Below are 20291 nucleotides of genomic sequence, written 5' to 3' on the forward strand. Positions count from 1 at the left end.
AAGAGCAACATGAATCTCTCCAAATTTTTTATCGACCGGCCGATCTTCGCCGGCGTGCTGTCGCTGCTGATGTTCCTGGCGGGCCTCATCGCGCTGCGCGGGCTGCCGATCTCTGAGTACCCCGAGGTGGTGCCGCCGTCGGTCGTGGTGCGCGCGACATACCCCGGCGCCAACCCCAAGGTGATTGCCGAGACCGTGGCCACGCCGCTGGAAGAAGCGATCAACGGCGTCGAGGGCATGCTCTACATGAGCAGCCAGGCGACGACCGACGGCTTGATGACGCTCAACGTCACCTTCAAGCTGGGCACCGATCCGGACAAGGCGCAGCAGTTGGTGCAGAACCGCGTCTCGCAAGCCGAGCCGCGCTTGCCCGAGGAAGTACGGCGCCTGGGCGTGACGACGATCAAGAGCTCGCCCGACCTCACCATGGTCGTCCACCTGCTCTCGCCCAACAAGCGCTACGACATGACGTACCTGCGCAACTACGCGCTGCTGAACGTCAAGGACCGCCTGGCGCGAGTGCAGGGCGTGGGCGACGTGCAGTTGTTCGGCTCGGGTGACTACTCGATGCGCGTCTGGCTGGACCCGCAGAAGGTGGCGCAGCGCGGCCTGTCGGCCAGCGACGTGGTGCGCGCGATCCGCGAGCAGAACGTGCAAGCCGCCGCCGGTGTCGTCGGCGCATCGCCGGGCGTCAAGGGCATCGACCTGCAGCTGTCGGTCAACGCACAGGGGCGCTTGAACAGCGAAGAAGAGTTCGGCGACATCATCGTCAAGTCGGACGCCGGCGGTGCGGTGACCCGGCTGCGCGACATCTCGCGCCTCGAGCTGGGTGCTTCGGGGTATTCGCTGCGCTCGCTGCTGGACAACAAGGACGCCGTGGCCGTGCCGGTGTTCGCCGCGCCCGGCTCCAACGCCATCCAGATCTCCGATGGCGTGCGCGCCACGATGGCGGAGCTGAAGAAGAACATGCCCGATGGCGTGGACTACGAGATCGTCTACGACCCGACGCAGTTCGTGCGCGCGTCCATCGAGTCGGTGGTTCACACGCTGCTCGAAGCCATCGCGCTGGTGGTGCTGGTGGTGATCCTGTTCCTGCAGACCTGGCGCGCGTCCATCATTCCGCTGCTGGCCGTGCCGGTGTCGGTGGTGGGTACGTTCGCGGTGCTGCACCTGCTGGGCTTCTCGATCAATGCGCTCAGCCTGTTCGGGTTGGTGCTGGCGATCGGCATCGTCGTCGATGACGCCATCGTGGTGGTGGAGAACGTGGAGCGCAACATCGAGGCGGGCCTGTCGCCACGCGATGCAACCTACCGCGCCATGCGCGAGGTATCAGGGCCGATCATCGCCATCGCACTGGTGCTGGTGGCGGTGTTCGTGCCGCTGGCCTTCATCAGCGGCCTGACCGGGCAGTTCTACCGCCAGTTCGCGGTGACCATTGCCATCTCCACGGTGATCTCGGCGATCAACTCGCTGACGCTGTCGCCAGCCCTGGCCGCATTGCTGCTTAAAGGCCACGACGCGCCCAAGGACGCGCTGACCCGCGGCATGGACAAGGTGTTCGGCCGCTTCTTCGCGGCGTTCAACCGCAACTTCGGCCGCGCCGCCACGGGCTACACGCAGGGCGTGAAGTCCGTGACGTCCCGCAAGGCGCTGATGCTGGGCATCTACCTGGCACTCGCCGCCGCGACGATGGGGGTGTTCAAGCTGGTGCCCGAGGGCTTCGTGCCGGCGCAAGACAAGCAGTACCTGATCGGCTTCGCGCAGTTGCCGGACGGGGCGACGCTGGACCGCACCGAGGAAGTGATCCGCCGCATGAGCGAGATCACGCTCAAGCAGCCGGGCGTCGAGCACGCGGTGTCGTTCCCCGGCCTGTCGATCAACGGCTTCACCAACAGCTCCAACGCTGGCATCGTGTTCGCCACGCTCAAGCCGTTCTCCGAACGGCGCGGCGCGGACCAGAGCGCGGGCGCCATCGCTGGGCAATTGAACGCGCAGTTCGGCCAGTTGCAGGACGCTTTCGTCATGATGTTTCCGCCGCCGCCGGTGCAGGGCATCGGCACGACCGGCGGCTTCAAGCTGCAGCTGGAAGACCGCGGCTCGCTCGGCTACGAAGCATTGGACGGCGCGCTGAAGGCTTTCATGGCCAAGGCGTACCAGGCGCCGGAACTGGCAGGACTGTTCTCGAGCTTCCAGCTCAATGTGCCGCAGCTCTACGCCGACATCGACCGCACCAAGGCGCGCCAGCTCGGCGTGTCGGTGACGGACGTGTTCGACACCATGCAGATCTACCTGGGCAGCCTGTACGCCAATGACTTCAACAAGTTCGGCCGCACGTACTCCGTGCGGGTGCAGGCCGACGCGCCGTACCGCGCGCGCGCCGAAGACATCGGCCTCTTGAAGGTGCGATCGTCCACCGGCGAGATGGTGCCGTTGTCGGCGCTGATGAACATCAAGCCCAGCTTCGGCCCCGAGCGCGCCATGCGCTACAACGGCTACCTTTCCGCCGACATCAACGGCGGCCCGGCGCCCGGCTATTCGTCTGGCCAGGCGCAAGACGCCGTCAAGCGCATCGCCGCAGAGACGCTGCCCCCAGGCATCACCTTCGAATGGACCGACCTGACCTACCAGGAAATCCTGGCCGGCAACTCCGCGGCCTGGGTGTTCCCGCTGGCGATCCTGCTGGTGTTCCTGGTGCTGGCCGCGCAGTACGAGAGCCTGACGCTGCCGCTATCGATCATCCTCATCGTGCCGATGGGCCTGTTGGCGGCGATGACCGGTGTGTGGCTGTCGGGCGGGGAGAGCAACGTCTTCACGCAGATAGGGCTGATGGTGCTGGTGGGGCTGTCGGCGAAGAACGCGATCCTGATCGTGGAGTTCGCGCGGGAGCTGGAATTTGCGGGACGCACGCCGGTGCAGGCCGCGATCGAGGCTGCGCGCCTGCGCCTGCGCCCCATCCTGATGACGTCGCTCGCGTTCGTCATGGGTGTGCTGCCCCTGGTGCTGACCACCGGCGCCGGCGCCGAGATGCGGCAGGCGATGGGCATCGCGGTGTTCTTCGGGATGATTGGCGTGACGGCGTTCGGGCTGTTCCTCACTCCGGTGTTCTACGTGACGCTGCGCGGGCTCACCGGCAACCGGCCGCTCAAGCTCCACGGCGAAGTGCCGCATGTCGAGGCCTTTGCGTCTCCCACTGAACCCACTGAATTCGGCGGCGGTGCCTCGGCTCGCCCGGTGCCCGCTGCTCCCCTGAAGGCGAACGAATCATGAAACAGCATTCATTCCCGGCACGGCATGCGCTGCTGCCTTTGTTGACCGCGTTGGTGTTGGCCGGTTGCGCCACAGCGCCGGCGGAAATTCCCGCTACTGTCGTGGCGCCGGCTCAGTTCAAGGAAGAGGGCCCGAAGTGGACCGTGGCCGCACCCGCCGAAGCGCGTGACCGCGGTGCCTGGTGGAAGTCCTTCGCCGACTCCACGCTCGACGGCTTGGTGGAACGCGTCGGCGCCAACAACACCAGCATCCAGGAGGCGGCAGCCCGGCTGGCGCAGGCCCGCGCGCTGGTGCGCAACGCCAATGCCGACCGCGCGCCGCAGATCGGCGTGGGTGCGGGTGCCAACCGCCAAGCCGGAGCGAACACCGCAGGCGGTGCGACGCCTTCCACGCTGGGCTCGGCCGGCGTCAATTTTTCGTACGAACTCGACCTGTTCGGCCGTCTCTCGCGCGCCAGCGATGCCGCGGCGCTCGATGCGCAGGCCCGCGAGGCGCTGCTGCAGAGCACCCGGTTGCTGGTGCAGGCAGAAACTGCGCAAACCTACCTGGCATTGCGGGCGATCGACAGCGAGCGGGCGTTGGTGCGCGAGACGGTGTCGGCGTACCAAGGCACACTTCGACTCACGCAGCGCCGCCACCAGGCCGGCGACATCGCCGAGCTGGACGTCGCTCGGGTCGAATCCGAGCTGGCTTCGACGGAGTCCGAAGCGCTGGCGCTGGACCGCAGGCGTGCCGAGCTGGAACATGCGCTGGCCGTGCTGGTCGGTGATGCGGCTTCCAACTTCTCTCTGGGTGCTGGCGAGTGGAGCACGGCCTTGCCGCAAATCCCGGCAGGTATTCCGGCGACGGTGCTTGCGCGCCGGCCCGACGTATCAGCCGCGCAGAGCAGCATTCTCGCCGCGCAAGCGCGAGTCGGCGTGGCGAAGGCCGCATGGTTCCCGCAGCTCTCTCTCACTGCTGCAGGCGGCTATGCATCGCCTGAACTCGGCGACCTGTTCAAGTGGTCGGCCCGTGCGTGGGGTATCGGCGCCCTGATGTCCCTGCCGATCTTCGACGGCGGCCGGCGCGAAGCCGGCGTGCAAGGCGCGCAGGCGCAGCTGGACGCCGCGCTGGCGGGCTATCGTGGCCAGGTGCTGGTGGCGTTCAAGGAAGTGGAAGATCAGTTGTCGTCGCTGCGGCTGCTGCAGGAACAGGCACAGGCGCAAGCTCGCGCCGTGACTTCGGCGAGCCGTGCGACGGTGTTGTCGGAGTCCCGCTATCGCAACGGCATGGACAGCCAGCTGGAACTGCTGGACGCGCGCCGCAGCGAGTTGCGCAATCGACGGCAAGCGCTGCAGGTCAAGGCCAGTCAGTACCAGGCGACCGTGAGTTTGATCCGGGCGCTGGGTGGGGGTTGGGAAGTGGCTTCGGCGAAGTAGGGCAGAACCAAGAGGAGTGGTGCGCGACGCTCTCTGCGCTCTGAGACCTCGCGGCAACGCCGTGCACGGCCGGGCCGCGGCGCGATGGCTACGGCGTCCGGCATCGCTTGCTTTCGCAAGCTCCTGCCGGAGTCCCCACGCTGAACGGTCTTGCGGCCCGCGCGGCACAACTCGCCTCCGCTACGCTGCGACTCAAACAAGTGCCGCGAGCATGAGACGGTCGCGTCGCAAGCGACGCTGGGCCGCAAGACCGTCCACCGCGGGCGCCTGGGCTTTATTCGCGCCGCGGCCCGGCCATGCACGGCATTGCAGAGAGATGGTGGCGTGCCAGCGGTGGCGTGCTGAAATCCTGGCGACCGACTAAGCGTTGGCAAGCGACTGGTGGCGCGCTCAGATGGTGGCTGCGAAGCTGTGCGTGGGCGGGCTGCGGCGCGAATAAAGCCCGGCGCAGGGGATTCGGTTGGAGGTGCGCAGCACCGAAGCCGAACGCCGTAACCCTCGCGCCGCAGCCCGCCCACGCACAGCTTCGCCGCGAGGTACAGGAATGCGAAGGCGCGAGGCGAACCAAGATGGATTGCGGGTCGAGCCCGCAACGACAGTCCGTGTTACTTCGCCTGAGCCAGCGTCGTGCTGGCGTCGATGGTCCGGCCCTGGCCTTGCGCCAAGTAGGCGGACCCGCTGTCTTCAGCGTTGAGTGCGGCGACTTCGTTGCGCGACGCCACGTATTCGGCAACCACCTGCTCGCGGGTGGTTGCGCTCTTGAATTGCTTCAAAGGGTTGTACTGCGTCGACCACGGGTTGACGCCGGCGCGCTTGTACTGCGCGAAGTCGGCCTGCACTTCGACGCGGCTCTTCGACGCGGCGAAGGGCGTGGTATCCACGGTGATGTCGTCGGCCAGGGCGTTACCGGCGAAGGCGGCAGCGGTGATGGCGAGGATGGATGCGATGTGGCGGGTCATGGTTTCTTCCTTCTGGGTTTGATGACCATCAGCAGATGGGCGCCGCCCGCTGCGCGACAAGGCGGCGAATCGTGGACGCCGTGTTTCGAAACCGGAAACAGTCTGCAGCGCCACTTGACAAGGCGCCTTCTAACACTTAACTTACTGGTTAAGTTAAAAATCACCAGCCATGCGAAAACTGAAACTGGAAATGCAGGTGTCCGCCGATGGGTTTGCGGCGGACGATGACGGCGGCACGGACTGGATGGTGTGGAACTGGGGCCCCGAATGGGGCTGGGAGCAGCGGCTGCGCGACTATCACAACGCGCTGACCACATCGTCCGACTGCATCCTGTTGAGCAGCGCCATGGCGCAGGAGGGTTTCATCCAGCACTGGGAGCAGGTGGCGCGCGATCCGGCGAGCCCGCAATACGCGTTTGCCCAGCCAATCACGCAGATGCGCAAGGTGGTTTTCAGCCGAAAGCTGCGCGAGGCTCCGTGGCCGCGCGCCGAGCTGGCGCAGGGCGGCCTGAAGGAAGCGGTCGATGCGCTCAAGCGCGAGCCGGGCAAAGACCTTCTGGCCTACGGCGGGCCGACTTTCGCGTCGTCGTTGCTGGCGGCCGGGCTGGTGGACGAGTTGCACATCATCCAGAACCCCACGTTTCTGGGGCGCGGCAGGCCGATGTTCAAGGATTTGCGCGCACGCGCCCGGATGGCGTTGCGCGCGGCACTGCCGTTCGCCTGCGGCGTCGTGGTGCTCTGCTACGTGCCCCAAAGCGCGAGATCAGGCGAGGGCATGCCTGAGTGACGGACTACTTGATGCCGGCGCGCATGAAGCTCTGGACGAACTGGCGCTGGAACAGCAGGAAGCCGATCAGGAGCGGTGCCGACGTCATGAGCGTGGCGGCGGTGATGATGGACCAGTCGACGCCCTGGTCGACGGAGCTGAACACCTGCAGGCCGACCGTCAACGGCCGGGCCTTCACGCTGTTGGTGATGATCAGCGGCCAGAGGAAGTTGTTCCAGTGGAAGCTGACCGACACCAGCGCGAAGGCCGTGTAGACCGGCCGCGCCAGCGGCACGTACACGCGCCACAGAATTTGCATCGCGCTCGCGCCTTCCACTCGCGCCGCTTCGTCCAGCTCCTTGGGGATGCCCATGAAGGTCTGGCGCAAGAGGAAGATGCAGAACGCCGAGGCGAAGTAGGGCAGGCCGATCGCTACCAGCGTGTCCACCAGGCCGAGCTGCGACATCGTCTTGTAGTTTTCCACGAGCAGGATGTCCGGCATGATCATCAGCTGCACCAGCACCAGGGCGAAGGCCACGTTCTTGCCGCGGAACTCGTAGCGCGCGAAGGCATAGGCCGCCATCGTCCCCAGCACCACCTGAACCGCCAGGATCATCAGCACGAGCATGGCGGTGTTGAGGAAGTAGCGGGCGAACGGCGCCGCTTCCCAGGCACGCCGGAAGTTGTCCAGCGTCAGGGGCGCCGTCAGCGAGAAGCGGGTCGAGTATTCGCTGGGATGGAAGGCCGTCCAGATGGCATACACCAGCGGCAGGATCCACAGGAGCGCCAGCACCCACGCTGCGACGGTGTCGAGCCACGTCGGGTCGTTGTAGACCAGGCGCCGGGCACCTTCGGCGTGGGGCGCGGTAGCACTCATTTGTAATGCACCCGCTTGTCCAGAACGAAGAACTGGAACAGCGCGACGCTCGCCAGCACCACCAGCAGCACGACGGTGATCGCCGAAGCGTAGGCCGTATCCCAGAATTTGAAACCGACCTCGTACAGGTGATAGAGCAGGAGCGTGGAAGCGTTGTCGGGCCCGCCACGCGTCAGCACGAATACATGGTCGACCATGCGAAAGCCGTTGATCACCGCGTTGATCAAAACGAACAGCGTGGTCGGCATCAGCAGCGGCCACTGCACGCGGCGAAAGAAGTACCAGCGCGACGCGCCTTCGATGGCCGCGGCTTCACGCAGGCTCGGGTTGAGCGTCTGCAGCGCGGCCAGGTAGAAGATCATGAAGAAGCCGGCTTCCTTCCACACCGCCACCAGCGTGATGCAGGCCAGCGCGGTGCGCTGGTCACCCAGCCAGTTGTGCGAAGGCAGGCCCAGGGCGCCCGTGATCTGCTCCAGCAACCCGTATTGCGGCGTGTAGAAGAAGAGCCAGATGTTTGCCACCGCGATCATCGGCAACACGGTCGGCGTGAAGTACGCCATGCGCAGGAACGCACGGCCGGCGATGCGTTCGTTGACCCACAGTGCCATCACCAGCGCGAGCACGATCGACAGCGGGATCGTGGCGCCCGCGAACCACAGGTTGTTGATGACGGCCTTCCAGAACACCGGGTCTTCGGCCATCGCCCCATAGTTCTCCGCCCCCACCCACACGCCCGGGCGGCTGCCCTTGGGTGTGGAGAAGAAGCTGTCGATGAAGGTGGCCGCGGCCGGCCAGTGCGTGAACGAGACCAGCAGCACCAGGGCGGGCAACAGCAGCAGCCAGGCGTGGATCGCCTGGTGGCTGGCCGTGCCGGCGGCGGAGCGTGCCGGCGCCTGCGTCACTTGTAGGTGCGCAGCAGGCGGTCGGCTTCGCGCTGGGCGTCCTGCATGGCTTGCGCGGGCGTCTTGGTGCCGGTCAGTGCGGCTTGCAAGCCGTCATTCAGCGCCTTGGTCACGCGCTGGTTGTCATGCGTGGAGAACTCCGCCACCGACATCGGCAACTGGTCGCGCGCGACCAGGGCCGGCGGGAAGTCGCGGCCGTACTTGCGCAGCGTGTCCGTGCCATAGGCGGCTTCGGACACCGCCACGTAACCGGTGTCCATGCTCCACTGCGCCGCGCGCTCGGGGTGCGTCACCCACTTGATGAACTTGAAGGCGGCTTCCTGCTGCGCCGGCGTGGACTTCTTGAAGATGTAGAAGTTGCCCCCGCCGGTGGGCGAGCCCTTGCGGCTGTTGCCCGGAATCATCGCCACGCCGAAGTCGAACTTGGCGTTGTTCTTCACATTCGTCAGGTTGCCGGTGGTGGTGAACATCATGGCGGCCTTCTTTTCGAAGAAGTCCTTGGGTGTGGTGCCCCATTCCACGACGCCGGGCGGGTGCACGCCGGCCTTGCCCAGGTCGACCCAATACTGCAGCGCCTCGATGACCTTGGGGTCGTCGAACTTCACCTGAGTGCCGGCCTCGTTGCCCAGGATCGCGCCGTTGGTGGTGGTCAAGGTCTGAAACAGCCAGTAGGGGAACCCGCTGGAGGGAATCTGCAGGCCCCACTGCGTGACCTTGCCGCCGGCGTCTTTCTTCGTCAGTTTCGTGGCTGCATCCTTGAGCTCGGCCCAGGTTTGGGGCGGGCGATTCGGGTCCAGCCCCGCTTCCTTGAGCAACTCCTTGTTGTAGAACATGACCACGGTGGAGCGCTGGAAGGGCACGCCCCAGGTCTTGCCGCTGGTGCGGCTGTTCAGCATGAAGGCCGGATAGAAGCTGCCCAGCCAGGCCTTGTCTTCGGCGGTCTTGATGAAATTGTCGATCGGCACGATCGCGTCTTCGTCGATCAGCGTGTACATGTCGGTGGTCAGCAGCACCGAGGTGACGGGCGGGGTGCCGGACTTGTTGGCCGTCAGCGCCTTGACCAGCGCCTCCTGGTAGGCACCGGCATAGATGGGCGTGACCTTGGTGCCGGGGTTGGCCTTCATGAATTCGGCGGCAAAGCCGTCGATGGTCTTGGCGATCGCGCCGCCCACGGCGACGGGATAGAAGAACGAGATCTCGGTGGTCTGCGCCTGCGCGGTGCCGAGGCCCAGCGCCGCGGCGGCGCAGCTGGCCAGCATGAAGCGGTGGAAGGTCTTGCGTTGCATGGTCATGTCTCCTCTTGTGATGTCACTGAAGCCGTTGTCCTTGGGAATCGAAATGGTGGAGCGCAGATGCGTCCCAATCGAGCAGCACGTGGCTGCCGGCGGCGAGTTCCGCCTGCCCGCCGGTGCGCACGGTGATGGTTTCGCTGCCCACACCGCAGTGCAGGATCAGGTCGGCACCCAGGTACTCGATGCTTCGCACGGTAGCAGGCACGCGTTGCCCCAATATGACGGATTCGGGACGCACGCCCAGCCAGTGCGCGGCGCGTCCGGCGGGCACGTCGCTGCCCGCGATGCGGTCGCCGTCCAGGCGCAGCAGGTTCATCGACGGCGTGCCGATGAAGCTGGCGGCGAAGGTCGTGGCCGGGCGAGCATACAGAGCGCGCGGTGTGGCCGCCTGCTCGATGCGGCCGCGATTGAGCAGCACCACCTGGTCGGCCATGCTCATGGCTTCGGCCTGGTCGTGCGTGACGTACACCACCGTGAGGCCCAGGCGTTGCTGGAGCTGGCGCAGCTCGGTTCGCATCTCCTGGCGCAGCTGCGCGTCGAGGTTGGAGAGCGGCTCGTCCATCAGGCAGACCTTGGCCTGCGCCACCAGGGCGCGGCCCAGGGCCACGCGCTGCTGCTGGCCGCCGGAGAGCTGCGACGGCTTGCGATCCAGCAGGGCGGAAAGGCCAAGCAGTTCCGCCGTCTGCGCGAGCCGCTTCGCTGTTTCGGCCGCGGGGACTTTGCGCACCGACAGGCCGAAGGCGATGTTGTCGGCGACGCTGAGGTGCGGAAAGAGGGCGTAGTTCTGGAACACCATGGCCACGCCTCGCTGGGCGGGCGGCAGGTCGGTGACGTCGGTGCCGTCGATGACGACGCGGCCGCTGGTGGCCGTCTCGAGTCCGGCGATGATCCGCAGCGTGGTGGACTTTCCGCAGCCCGACGGACCGAGCAGCACACAAAAGCTGCCGGCCTCGATGTTCAGTTGGATCTCCTCCAACGCGGTGGCCTCGCCCCAACGCTTGGCCACGTCAACAAGTTGGATCGACGACATCGGCCGAGTATAGGAAGCCGGCGCCCGGTTCCGACCCCATAACAACCCTCCCAGGCCGGGGAATCCGGCCAGTGCTAAGCTGGGCGCCTCTTTTTGCATGCTACAAGCGAGAACGCGATGCCCGGACTCCTCCCCAACGTCGACCCCGAAGGCCTGCTCGAATTTTCGGTGGTCTACACCGATCGGGCCCTGAACCACATGTCCCGCAGCTTCCAGGGCGTGATGCAGGACATCTCCTCCATCCTGAAAGAGGTGTACCGCGCGCGTTCGGTTGCGCTCATCCCCGGCAGCGGAACCTTCGGCATGGAAGCCGTGGCGCGCCAATTCGCCGGCGGCAAGGACGTACTGGTCATTCGCAACGGCTGGTTCAGCTACCGCTGGACCCAGATCTTCGACATGGGCCAAATCCCGGCCTCGTCCACCGTGCTGAAGGCGCGGCGCACGGGCAGCGGCGCGCAGGCGCCCTGGACGCCCGCACCCATCGCGGAAGTGCAGGCCGCGATCCGCGACAAGAAGCCCGCCGTTGTCTTCGCGCCCCACGTGGAAACCGCGTCCGGCATGATCTTGCCGGACAGCTACCTGCGCGCCGTGTCCGACGCCGTGCATGAAGCGGGCGGCCTCTTCGTGCTCGATTGCATCGCTTCCGGCGCGATGTGGGTCGACATGCAGGCCACGGGCGTCGACGTGCTGATCTCCGCGCCGCAAAAGGGCTGGAGCAGCTCGCCGTGCTGCGCGATGGTCATGCTCAGCGAGCGCGCACGCGCCGCGATCGACGCCACCACCAGCTCCAGCTTTGCCTGCGACCTGAAGAAGTGGCTGCAGATCATGGAAACGTATGAAGGCGGCGGCCACGCGTATCACGCCACCATGCCGACGGACGCGCTCACACGCCTGCGCGAAGTGATGAAGGAGACGCAGGCCTACGGCTTCGCCAAGGTACGCGCGGAGCAGGAAGAACTGGGGCGCAAGGTGCGTGCGCTGTTCGAAAGCCGCGGGCTGGCCAGCGTCGCGGCCGAGGGCTACAAGGCGCCGGGCGTGGTGGTGAGCTACACCACCGATCCGGAAGTGCAGTCCAGCCGCAAGTTCCTGGCCGAAGGCTTGCAGACCGCGGCGGGCGTGCCGTTGCAGTGCGACGAAGGCCCGGACTTCATGAGCTTCCGCGTCGGCCTGTTCGGCCTGGAGAAGTGGCACCACGTGGACCGTACCGTGGCACAACTCGCCGCGGCGCTCGACCGTATCGGCCTGGGCAGCCCGGCAGCAAAACCACAGGCAGCACACGCCTGACACCTCGCGGCCGGGCTGCCTGCCCGGCCGGTGTGCGCCTGTGTAAGTTTCTGGGCGAGACGTAGACGGCTCAGTTGATCAAGCCACCGCGTTGCTGCACCCCTGTATAAACTGCACTCGCAGTCTGGGGCGCAAATGATTGTCAGTGTGCTGGTGGTCGAAGACGAGCCGGGGTTTCTGCAGCGATTCTGCGATGCGATCGCCGCCGAGCCCGCGCTGCGCCTGTGCGGCGCGGCCACCACCGTTGCAGGCGCTTGCACCCTGGTCGATGCCCTCGTGCCCGACGTCGTGCTGGTCGATCTGGGGTTGCCCGATGGCAGCGGCGTCGATGTCATACGCCATGCCATGCACGGCCGCCCGACGCGCGACGTCATGGTGGTCACCATGTTCGGCGACGACGGCCATGTGATCGACAGCATCCGCGCGGGCGCAACGGGCTACCTCCTCAAGGACGCCTTGCCCAAGGACATCACGGCATCGATCCTGCAGGTGCATGGGGGCGGCTCGCCCATCAGCCCCGCGATTGCGCGGCGCGTTCTGACGAGCTTTGGCGAGCATCAAAATTCCGATACCGCCGAGAAGGCGCCGCATTCAGGCAGAACGGCGCGTTCATCGGTACTGTCCGAACGCGAAACCGAGATTTTGCGACTCGTGGGCAAGGGCCTCAACTTCAAGGAAGTGGCGGGCGTCCTCGCGATTTCCCCCAACACGGTGATCACGCACGTCAAGCGCATCTACCAGAAACTGGCTGTCCACTCGCGAGGGGAAGCGGTCTATGAAGCCAACCAGATGGGCTGGCTATAGTGCCTGGCTCGGCGCCTGGCTCGGCGCCTGGCTCGGCGCCTGGCTCGGCGCGTTGCTCGTGCTGGCGGCGCTGTGCGGCGCGGCCCATGCCCAGCCGCTGCGGCCGCGCCAGGCCGACGTCGTTTTCAATGCAGGACTGGTTCCACCGAAGGAGGACTCGGCCTGGCAACGGGTCAACCTGCCCAATTCCACGCGCCACACAACGGCCTGGTATCGCGTGGATTTCGAGGCTGCGGCCTCGAAGACAGGCGAACCGTGGGCGGTCTACCTGCCTTACCTCTACCGCGGCGGCCGGCTGTTCCTGAACGGCGAACTGCTCGCCCACATCCAGGAGCCGAGCCCTGGCACGGTGATCCGTTGGGAGCGGCCCCACCTGGTGCCCGTTCCGGCGGCGTCGCTGCGGCCCGGCATCAACCAGTTGCTGCTGCGCATTCCCGCAACGGCCGTGGCGCCCGATCACATGCCGCCACTCGCGATAGGTTCGTACATGGAATTGCTTCCGGAGTACGAGAGCCGGCTGTTCTGGGTCCGCACCATGCCGCAGTTCACCGTGATGTTCTCGCTCATCGTCGGCTTGCTGGCGTTGTTCGTGTGGTGGCGGCGGCGCGACGAAACGCTGTATGGCCTGTTCGGCGCAGCCGCCGTGCTGTGGGGCATTCGCACGCTGACGTTCGTCATCGAAGTGCTGCCCACCCCCGCGTGGCTGGCATGGCGGACGATCTACCACGGGGCCACGGGCGGCTTCGTGGCCGTCATGCTGCTGTTCGCGATGTGCCTGGCCGGCATCAGCTATCGGCGGCTGACGTGGTGGCTGTTCGGCTACTGGCTGTTGGGGCCGGTGGGCTATCTGGCGAGCGGCGGTAACGAGACCCTGATCGGCCGGTGGTGGGCGGGCGGTCTGCTGCCCATCGGCCTGGCCATCTTCGTGATCAGCGTCGTGGCGGCCCGGCGGCAGAAGGCGCTGGTGGGCTTGAGCATCTCGCTGGGCGTGGCGCTGCTCGCGGGTGTGCACGACTACCTGCTGGCCACGGCCGCGCCGGTCATTCGCGCTTTCGCCCCCGACCACGCGGCGGCCCGTGTGTTCCTGCTGCACTATGCCGCCGACATCCTCCTGCTGGTCATGGGGGGTATTCTCACCGCGCGTTTTGTGCGCACGCTCCAAGCCATCGAGCAGCTCAATCGGACACTCGAAGCGCGGGTCGCCGAGCGTGAGGCTGCGCTGGCGGAAAACTATGAGCGCCTGCGGCGGCTCGAGCGCCGGCACGCCGCGGGAGAAGAGCGCCAGCAGATCATGCGGGATTTGCACGACGGCGTGGGCTCTCAGCTTTTCCTCATGCTCTCGCGGGCCGAGCTGGGCGAAGTGGGTCACGATGAGCTGGTGCAGGCGCTGCGCGAATGCATTGCCGACATGCGCATGACGCTCGAAGCCTTGAGTCCCGAGAACGACGACTTCCTCCAAGCGTGGAGCAATTTCCGATTCCGCTGGGAGCGCGTGCTCGAAGCAGCCGGCGTGGCGTGCACCTGGGAGCAGGACGCGGCCCGGCCTGTGGAGCTCAGCCCGCATGCGATCCTCCAGTTGCTGCGCATCGTGCAGGAGGCGCTCACCAATGTGCTCAAGCACGCGCGCGCGCAGCGGGTGGATATCAGGTTGCGCACGGACGAGCGCGCCATCGCCATCGAAGTGCAGGACAACGGGCGCGGCCTTGCCGGCGCGTCGCCGCACGGCGGGCACGGCCTGGCCAACATGCGGGCGCGGGCGCGGCGTTTGGGCGCGCGCATCGACATCGCGGACCTGCATCCGGGCGTGCGTGTCGCGGCCCGCCTCGAGCGGGACATGGCGGTTCCGCAACGCCTGGAAGCAGGCGATCAGGCCGTTGCGGTCGCCTGAACCGGGGTCGCCCGGTCAGACTGCTGGGCAAGCACGCCCCACTCGCCCTCGCCGGTCAGGCCCAGCGCCACGGCACCGAACAAGCTCAGGGTGGTCACCACCGCAGCGATGGCGGCCAGAACGCGGACGAGACCGGATGAAGAGCCGAAGTTCGAGTCCATGACGAATCTCCTTCGATGGATTGCAGGTTGATTGCGAGGGGGTACCGATGGTGCGCACTGCGTGGCGCGCTGGCTATCCCGTGTCCATGCGCGGCGCGTCCAACGCTGTCCCCTGAACGCGGGACACGCTGCGACGTGGCGGTTGCGTCACCGCCTGAAACAAGCAGCTCGGCTTGGGTTACAGACGTTTGAAACTTGTCAGTTCCACGCCTACTCTGTATTTCTCGCGGCGTTTGATACCGGTCGAGGAAAGGCAATCACCATGTCTGACTTGCAGATGAAGTCGCGCCACGGCGCGGGCCAACGGTTCAGCGACGAACGCATCGCCGCGTTTCAACAGGGGATACGCGGCCGGCTCGCCACCCCTGGCTCGGAAGACTACGACCAGGCGCGAACGATCTGGAACGCCATGATCGACCGGCGGCCGGCGCTCGTGGTGCGATGCGCGGGCGCCGCGGATGTGCTGCGCTCGGTGCGCTTCGCGCGCGACAACGACCTGCTGGTCGGCGTGCGCGGCGGTGGCCACAACATTGCCGGCAACGCGGTGTGCGACGGCGGCCTGCAGATCGACCTGTCGCTGATGAAATCGGTGCGCGTCGATCCGGTGGCCCGAACGGCGCGCGTCGAGCCCGGTGTGACGCTTGGCGAGTTCGACCGCGAAGCGCAGGCCTTCGGGTTGGCGACACCGCTGGGCATCAACTCGACGACGGGTGTGGCCGGGCTGACGCTGGGCGGCGGTTTCGGCTGGCTGAGCCGCGGCCTGGGCCTGTCGATCGACAACCTGCTTTCGGCCGACGTGGTGACCGCGGACGGTGAGTTGCTGCGGGCCAGCGAACAGGAAAATCCGGACTTGTTCTGGGGCATCCGCGGTGGTGGCGGCAACTTCGGCGTGGTGACCTCGTTCGAATTCAAGCTGCATCCGGTCGGGCCGGAACTGCTGGCCGGCCTCATCGTCCATCCGCTGGACGACGCCAGGGAGGTGATGCGCTTCCATCGCGAGTTCATGGCAACGGTGCCCGACGAGCTCACCTGCTGGTTCGTGATGCGGCAGGCGCCGCCGCTGCCGTTCCTTCCGCCCGAGTGGCATGGCAAGGAAATCCTGGCCCTGGCGGTTTGCTACAACGGCGATATCGCGGAAGGCGAACGCATTGCCAGGCCGCTGCGCGAGTTCGGCCGACCGATCGCGGACGTCATCGGGCCCACGCCCTATGCGGGCTGGCAGACGGTACTCGACCCGCTGCTGGCACCGGGCGCGCGCAACTACTGGAAGTCGCACGACTTCGCGGACACGAGCGATGGTTTGATCGAAGTGATGATGGACCATGCGCGGCGCATCCCCGATCCGCAGACAGAGATCGCCTGTGCGCAGCTGGGCGGGGCCGTGAGCCGGGTGCCGCGCGGCGCCACGGCATACAACCATCGCGATGGCCAATACGTGATGAACGTGCACGGGCGCTGGAGCGATCCGGCCAAGGACGAAGCGTGCATCGCTTGGGCGCGCAGCCTGTGGCAGGCGGCCGCGCCGTTCGCGACCGGCAGCGTGTACGTCAACTTCCTCACGCAGGAAGAGGGCGGCCGCGTGCGCGAGGCCTATGGCGAAAACTACGATCGGCTGGTCGCGCTGAAGAACAAGTACGACCCGGCCAACCTGTTCGGCGTCAACCAGAACATCAGCCCCACGGTCTGATGGCAGGGAGCAATCGCGAGCAGCGCCCGGCGTCGATCCAGTCGATCAGCGCCGTGACGCTGGCCACGCACGACATGGGCCGTGCGCTGCGCTTTTACTTGGCACTGGGCTTTCCGCTTCGCTATGGCTCGGAAGCGGCGGCATTCAGCAGCCTGAGCGCGGGCAACGCCTGCATCAACCTGACGACGGAAGGCAGCGAGCGTGAATGGTCATGGTGGGGCCGCATCGTCCTGTACGTGGACGATGTCGATGCGTTTCATCGGAACGCGTTGGCCGCCGGCCTGCGGCCGGACACCGCACCCCGTGACGCGACCTGGGGCGAGCGGTATTTCCACATCACCGACCCGGACGGTCACGAGTTGAGTTTCGCTACGCCATTGGCCTGACGGTAGTTTGCTGTCCCGCAAGTTCCAAACCACCTTCGGCTGGTTGAACCTCGCGGCGAAGCTGTGCGTGGGCGGGCTGCGGCGCGATGGCTACGGCGTTCGGCTTCGGTGCTCCGCCCCTCCAGCCGAATTCCTTGCGCCGGGAGACCCCGCGACCCACGCGAAAAAACTCCCTGCGCTTCGCTCCGGTCAAACAATTTTCGCGAGCATGAAACGGTCGCACGGCTGAAGCCGTGCTGGGTCGCGGGCTCACCCGCCGCAAGCGCCTGGGCTTTACTCGCGCCGCAGCCCGCCCACGCACAGCTTCGCAGAGACACTGTTGGCGTGCAACCGGTTGCTTGCCACCGCTTCACCTTTTCTGCCCCCACATGGGCGCACCACCGTTGGCCCGCCACTCGCTCACTGCAACGCCGTGCATGGCCGGGCCGCGGCGCGAATAAAGCCCAGGCGCCCGCGGTGGACGGTCTTGCGGCCCAGCGTCGCTTGCGACGCGACCGTCTCATGCTCGCGGCACTTGTTTGAACCGCGCAAGGCGCGGTGAGTTGGGCCGCGCGGGCCGCAAGACCGTTCGGCGCGGGGACTCCGGCAGGAGCTTGCGAAAGCAAGCGTTGCCGGACGCCGTAGCCATCGCGCCGCGGCCCGGCCATGCACGGCGTTGCCGCCCCGGTCGTCGAATGCCACAAGTGCGGCCTCGGAGAACTGAGGAGGCAGCAGGGCTACCCCGGCTCGTCGCTCGAAGCAAGGCGGTTTCGAAATTCGGCGGGAGACGTTCCCGTCCACGCCTTGAAGGCGCGCAGGAAGCTCTTCTCGTTCATGAACCCCGTGGCGGCCGCGACCTGTTTGACCGGCTTGTTGCTGCGATAGAGCAAGTCCTTCGCGCGCTCGCAGCGCACCTCGTCTTTCAGCTGTTGCAGGCTGGCGCCTTCCTCTTTCAGCTGGCGATGCAGCGTGCGCGACGACATGTGCAGCAGCTCGGCCAAGCCGTCGGCGCTGTGCGCCTGCTCGGGGTGGGCGGCCAGCGCCTGGCGCACCTGCTGCACGAGCAGGCGGTCGCGGCGGTATTGCAGCACGGTGAGCGGCAGCGCGCGCTGCAGCATTTGCCGCAGGGCCTTCTCGTCACGCCGCAGCGGCAAGGCCAGGTAGCGGGCGTCGAACTGGATGGAGGCACGAGCTGCGTCGAACTTGAGCGGACCGCCGGGAAACATGTGGCGGAATGCCTCCGCATGCGCGGGCGCGGAAAAAGGAAAAGTGGCGCCCTGCAGGCCGATGCGCGAATCGACATACCAGCAGGCCAGGCCGTGGATATTGCGCAGCACGTGCACCAGGCTGAACTCGCGCACGCCGGGGCCACGGGCGCGCATGTCGGTGTGTTCCTCGATCGCAATGGCCGCGCCGGCGTTGTTCTCCACCAGGCTGAGGCGGATGTCGTCCACCAGCAGGGCGTGGTGCCGGCACCAGCGCTTGAGCGCCACGCGCAGGTCGGGCGCCGTGAGCGAGGCGCGCGCCAGCATGCCGTAGCTCCCCCAAGGCAGCTTGCGCGAAAACGCACCCACGCCTTCGTCGTCCAGCTCCTGCATGGCGGCGCCGGACAGCACTTCCATTTGGTGAGCCGTGATGCGCGCGTCGGCTTGGTGAAGCTTAGCTGGCGTGATCTGTGCCAGCTTGAGCGCCTCGGCCGGATCCTGGCCATAGCGCTCGTAGGCCGCCACGATCACCCGGGCGAAGGCCATGGGCGTGGCAGCAGTGGCTTGGACGCGTGGGCGACTGGACGAAGCGGAAGGCATGGCGTGAGTCTGCAGTAAGGTGGCAGGATTTGCAACCTGGGCGTCCGCTCCTTCCCCCTCAGGGAGAGCGCTGAGAAGGGGGTAGCGCGCTACCATGGGCGCGAAGCCCTCACCCTCGCCCTCTCCCAGAGGGAGAGGGGATAAAACCGAGACAAATATGCCCGCCCTCGAGACACAACTCAATCCCCGTTCCGCCGACTTCCAGGCCAACGCGGCCGCGATGCGCGCACTGGTCGACGACCTCAATGTGCAGATCGCGAAAGCGGCGCTTGGTGGCGGCGAGACCGCCCGCGCGCGCCATGAAGGCCGAGGCAAATTGCTGCCCCGCGACCGCGTGCAGATGCTGCTGGACCCGGGCACGCCTTTCCTCGAATTGGCGCCGCTCGCCGCGCACGGCATGTACATCAACAAGGACGGCGTCGGCGACGCTCCCTGCGCCGGCCTGATCGCCGGCATCGGCCGTGTCAGCGGCATCGATTGCATGATCGTGTGCAACGACGCGACGGTGAAGGGCGGCACCTACTATCCGATGACGGTGAAGAAGCACCTGCGCGCGCAGGAAGTGGCCCAGCAGAACCGCCTTCCATGCATCTATCTCGTCGATTCCGGCGGCGCGAACCTGCCGAACCAGGACGAGGTGTTTCCCGATCGCGATCACTTCGGCCGCATCTTCTACAACCAGGCCAACCTGTCGGCGCAAGGCATCGCGCAGATCGCCGTGGTGATGGGCTCGTGCACGGCAGGCGGCGCCTATGTGCCGGCCATGAGCGACGAGACCATCATCGTGAAGAACCAGGGCACGATTTTCCTGGGCGGCCCGCCGCTGGTGAAGGCCGCGACAGGCGAAGTGGTGTCTGCCGAAGACCTGGGTGGCGGCGACGTGCACACGCGCCTGTCGGGCGTGGCCGATCACCTGGCGCAGAACGACATGCATGCGCTGGCCCTCGCGCGCCAGGCCGTCGGCAGCTTGAACCGCGGCAAGAACGTGGAGCAGGAACTGCGCGAACCGCGCCCGCCGAAGTTCGACCCCCAGGAGGTCTACGGCGTCATTCCCACCGACACGCGCAAGCCTTTCGACGTGCGCGAGATCATCGCGCGCACGGTCGACGCTTCCGAGTTCCACGAGTTCAAGCAGCGCTACGGCACCACGCTGGTCTGCGGCTTCGCGCACATCGAGGGCATGCCGGTCGGCATCATCGCCAACAACGGCATCCTGTTTTCGGAGAGCGCGCAAAAGGGCGCGCACTTCATCGAACTGTGCTGCCAGCGCAAGGTGCCGCTGGTGTTCCTGCAGAACATCACAGGCTTCATGGTTGGACGCAAGTACGAAGCCGAAGGCATCGCCCGCCACGGAGCCAAGATGGTCACGGCCGTGGCCACGGCCAGCGTGCCCAAGTTCACCATCATCATCGGCGGCAGCTTCGGCGCCGGCAACTACGGCATGTGCGGCCGGGCTTACTCGCCGCGCTTCCTGTGGATGTGGCCCAACGCGCGCATTTCGGTGATGGGTGGCGAGCAGGCGGCCAGCGTGCTGGCCACCGTCAAGCGCGACGGCATCGAAGGCAAGGGCGGCCAATGGAGCGCCGAGGAAGAGGCTGCGTTCAAACAGCCTTTGCTCGATCAGTTCGCCCACCAGTCGCATCCCTACTACGCCAGCGCGCGCTTGTGGGATGACGGCGTGATTGACCCGGCCGACACGCGCCGCGTGCTCGCGCTGGGCCTGTCGGCTTCGCTCAACGCGCCGATCGGCGAGCCGAAGTTTGGGGTGTTCCGGATGTGAAAGAAG

General features: G+C 66.5%; 16 protein-coding genes. 9 read left to right on the forward strand and 7 right to left on the reverse strand.

Features of this window, described 5'->3' with window-relative positions; all coding sequences use genetic code 11:
* The first annotated feature begins 9 nt into the window (after positions 1–9).
* Positions 10–3267, forward strand: a complete 3258-nt coding sequence (locus tag EEB15_RS23250; RefSeq protein WP_141512330.1) for an efflux RND transporter permease subunit — start codon at positions 10–12, stop codon at positions 3265–3267.
* On the forward strand, positions 3264–4685 hold the full coding sequence (locus EEB15_RS23255; RefSeq protein ID WP_141512331.1) for an efflux transporter outer membrane subunit: 1422 nt from the start codon (positions 3264–3266) through the stop codon (positions 4683–4685). Before EEB15_RS23250 ends, EEB15_RS23255 begins: the two co-directional genes overlap by 4 nt.
* A 605-nt stretch (positions 4686–5290) precedes the next feature.
* Here the strand turns inward: EEB15_RS23255 and EEB15_RS23260 are convergent.
* Positions 5291–5644, reverse strand: coding sequence for a DUF4148 domain-containing protein (locus EEB15_RS23260; protein WP_141512332.1), 354 nt, complete (start codon positions 5642–5644; stop codon positions 5291–5293).
* Positions 5645–5813: 169 nt separating this feature from the next.
* Here EEB15_RS23260 and EEB15_RS23265 point away from each other — a divergent pair, with 169 nt between their 5' ends.
* Positions 5814–6431, forward strand: coding sequence for a dihydrofolate reductase family protein (locus tag EEB15_RS23265; protein WP_141512333.1), 618 nt, complete (start codon positions 5814–5816; stop codon positions 6429–6431).
* Positions 6432–6435: 4 nt separating this feature from the next.
* Here the strand turns inward: EEB15_RS23265 and EEB15_RS23270 are convergent, their stop codons facing one another.
* From EEB15_RS23270 to EEB15_RS23285, 4 genes are read right to left on the reverse strand one after another with little or no spacing between them, the layout of a single operon-like run.
* Complete coding sequence (locus EEB15_RS23270) at positions 6436–7287, reverse strand: carbohydrate ABC transporter permease (RefSeq protein ID WP_141512334.1); 852 nt, start codon at positions 7285–7287, stop codon at positions 6436–6438.
* Positions 7284–8189, reverse strand: a complete 906-nt coding sequence (locus tag EEB15_RS23275; protein WP_141512335.1) for a carbohydrate ABC transporter permease — start codon at positions 8187–8189, stop codon at positions 7284–7286. The genes EEB15_RS23270 and EEB15_RS23275 overlap by 4 nt, the downstream gene beginning before the upstream one ends.
* Positions 8186–9475, reverse strand: a complete 1290-nt coding sequence (locus tag EEB15_RS23280; RefSeq protein WP_141512336.1) for an ABC transporter substrate-binding protein — start codon at positions 9473–9475, stop codon at positions 8186–8188. The genes EEB15_RS23275 and EEB15_RS23280 overlap by 4 nt, the downstream gene beginning before the upstream one ends.
* A gap of 22 nt (positions 9476–9497) precedes the next feature.
* Entirely contained in the window at positions 9498–10511 is a 1014-nt protein-coding gene (locus tag EEB15_RS23285) for an ABC transporter ATP-binding protein (RefSeq protein ID WP_141512337.1), read from the reverse strand.
* 117 nt (positions 10512–10628) lie between these two features.
* Between EEB15_RS23285 and EEB15_RS23290 the strand changes: the two genes are divergently transcribed.
* The 3 genes from EEB15_RS23290 to EEB15_RS23300 all read left to right on the forward strand — a co-directional run bounded on the left by EEB15_RS23290 (position 10629) and on the right by EEB15_RS23300 (position 14487).
* Positions 10629–11795 carry an aminotransferase class V-fold PLP-dependent enzyme gene (locus tag EEB15_RS23290; RefSeq protein ID WP_141512338.1) on the forward strand — a complete coding sequence of 389 codons (1167 nt, stop codon included), beginning with the start codon at positions 10629–10631 and terminating at the stop codon, positions 11793–11795.
* 135 nt (positions 11796–11930) lie between these two features.
* The gene (locus EEB15_RS23295) at positions 11931–12599 is read left to right on the forward strand and encodes a response regulator transcription factor (protein ID WP_141512339.1); all 669 of its coding nucleotides are present in this window, start codon (positions 11931–11933) and stop codon (positions 12597–12599) included.
* The gene (locus tag EEB15_RS23300; protein ID WP_141512340.1) at positions 12571–14487 is read left to right on the forward strand and encodes an ATP-binding protein; all 1917 of its coding nucleotides are present in this window, start codon (positions 12571–12573) and stop codon (positions 14485–14487) included. Before EEB15_RS23295 ends, EEB15_RS23300 begins: the two co-directional genes overlap by 29 nt.
* On the opposite strand, the gene EEB15_RS23305 is transcribed toward EEB15_RS23300, so the two are convergent.
* Entirely contained in the window at positions 14466–14648 is a 183-nt protein-coding gene (locus tag EEB15_RS23305) for a hypothetical protein (protein ID WP_141512341.1), read from the reverse strand. The genes EEB15_RS23300 and EEB15_RS23305 overlap by 22 nt on opposite strands.
* A gap of 262 nt (positions 14649–14910) precedes the next feature.
* On the opposite strand from EEB15_RS23305, the gene EEB15_RS23310 reads away from it, so the two are divergent.
* Complete coding sequence (locus EEB15_RS23310) at positions 14911–16335, forward strand: FAD-binding oxidoreductase (RefSeq protein ID WP_141512342.1); 1425 nt, start codon at positions 14911–14913, stop codon at positions 16333–16335.
* Positions 16335–16721, forward strand: coding sequence for a glyoxalase/bleomycin resistance/extradiol dioxygenase family protein (locus EEB15_RS23315; RefSeq protein ID WP_141512343.1), 387 nt, complete (start codon positions 16335–16337; stop codon positions 16719–16721). Before EEB15_RS23310 ends, EEB15_RS23315 begins: the two co-directional genes overlap by 1 nt.
* Before the next feature lie 716 nt (positions 16722–17437).
* Here the strand turns inward: EEB15_RS23315 and EEB15_RS23320 are convergent.
* Positions 17438–18505: an AraC family transcriptional regulator gene (locus tag EEB15_RS23320; protein WP_141512344.1), complete on the reverse strand. Its 1068-nt coding sequence runs from the start codon at positions 18503–18505 to the stop codon at positions 17438–17440.
* Positions 18506–18662: 157 nt separating this feature from the next.
* On the opposite strand from EEB15_RS23320, the gene EEB15_RS23325 reads away from it, so the two are divergent.
* Entirely contained in the window at positions 18663–20285 is a 1623-nt protein-coding gene (locus tag EEB15_RS23325) for a carboxyl transferase domain-containing protein (protein WP_141512345.1), read from the forward strand.
* Positions 20286–20291: the final 6 nt, after the last annotated feature.

Source organism: Ramlibacter sp. WS9 (assembly GCF_003797765.1).
In the GTDB taxonomy this organism is placed as follows: domain Bacteria; phylum Pseudomonadota; class Gammaproteobacteria; order Burkholderiales; family Burkholderiaceae_C; genus Ramlibacter.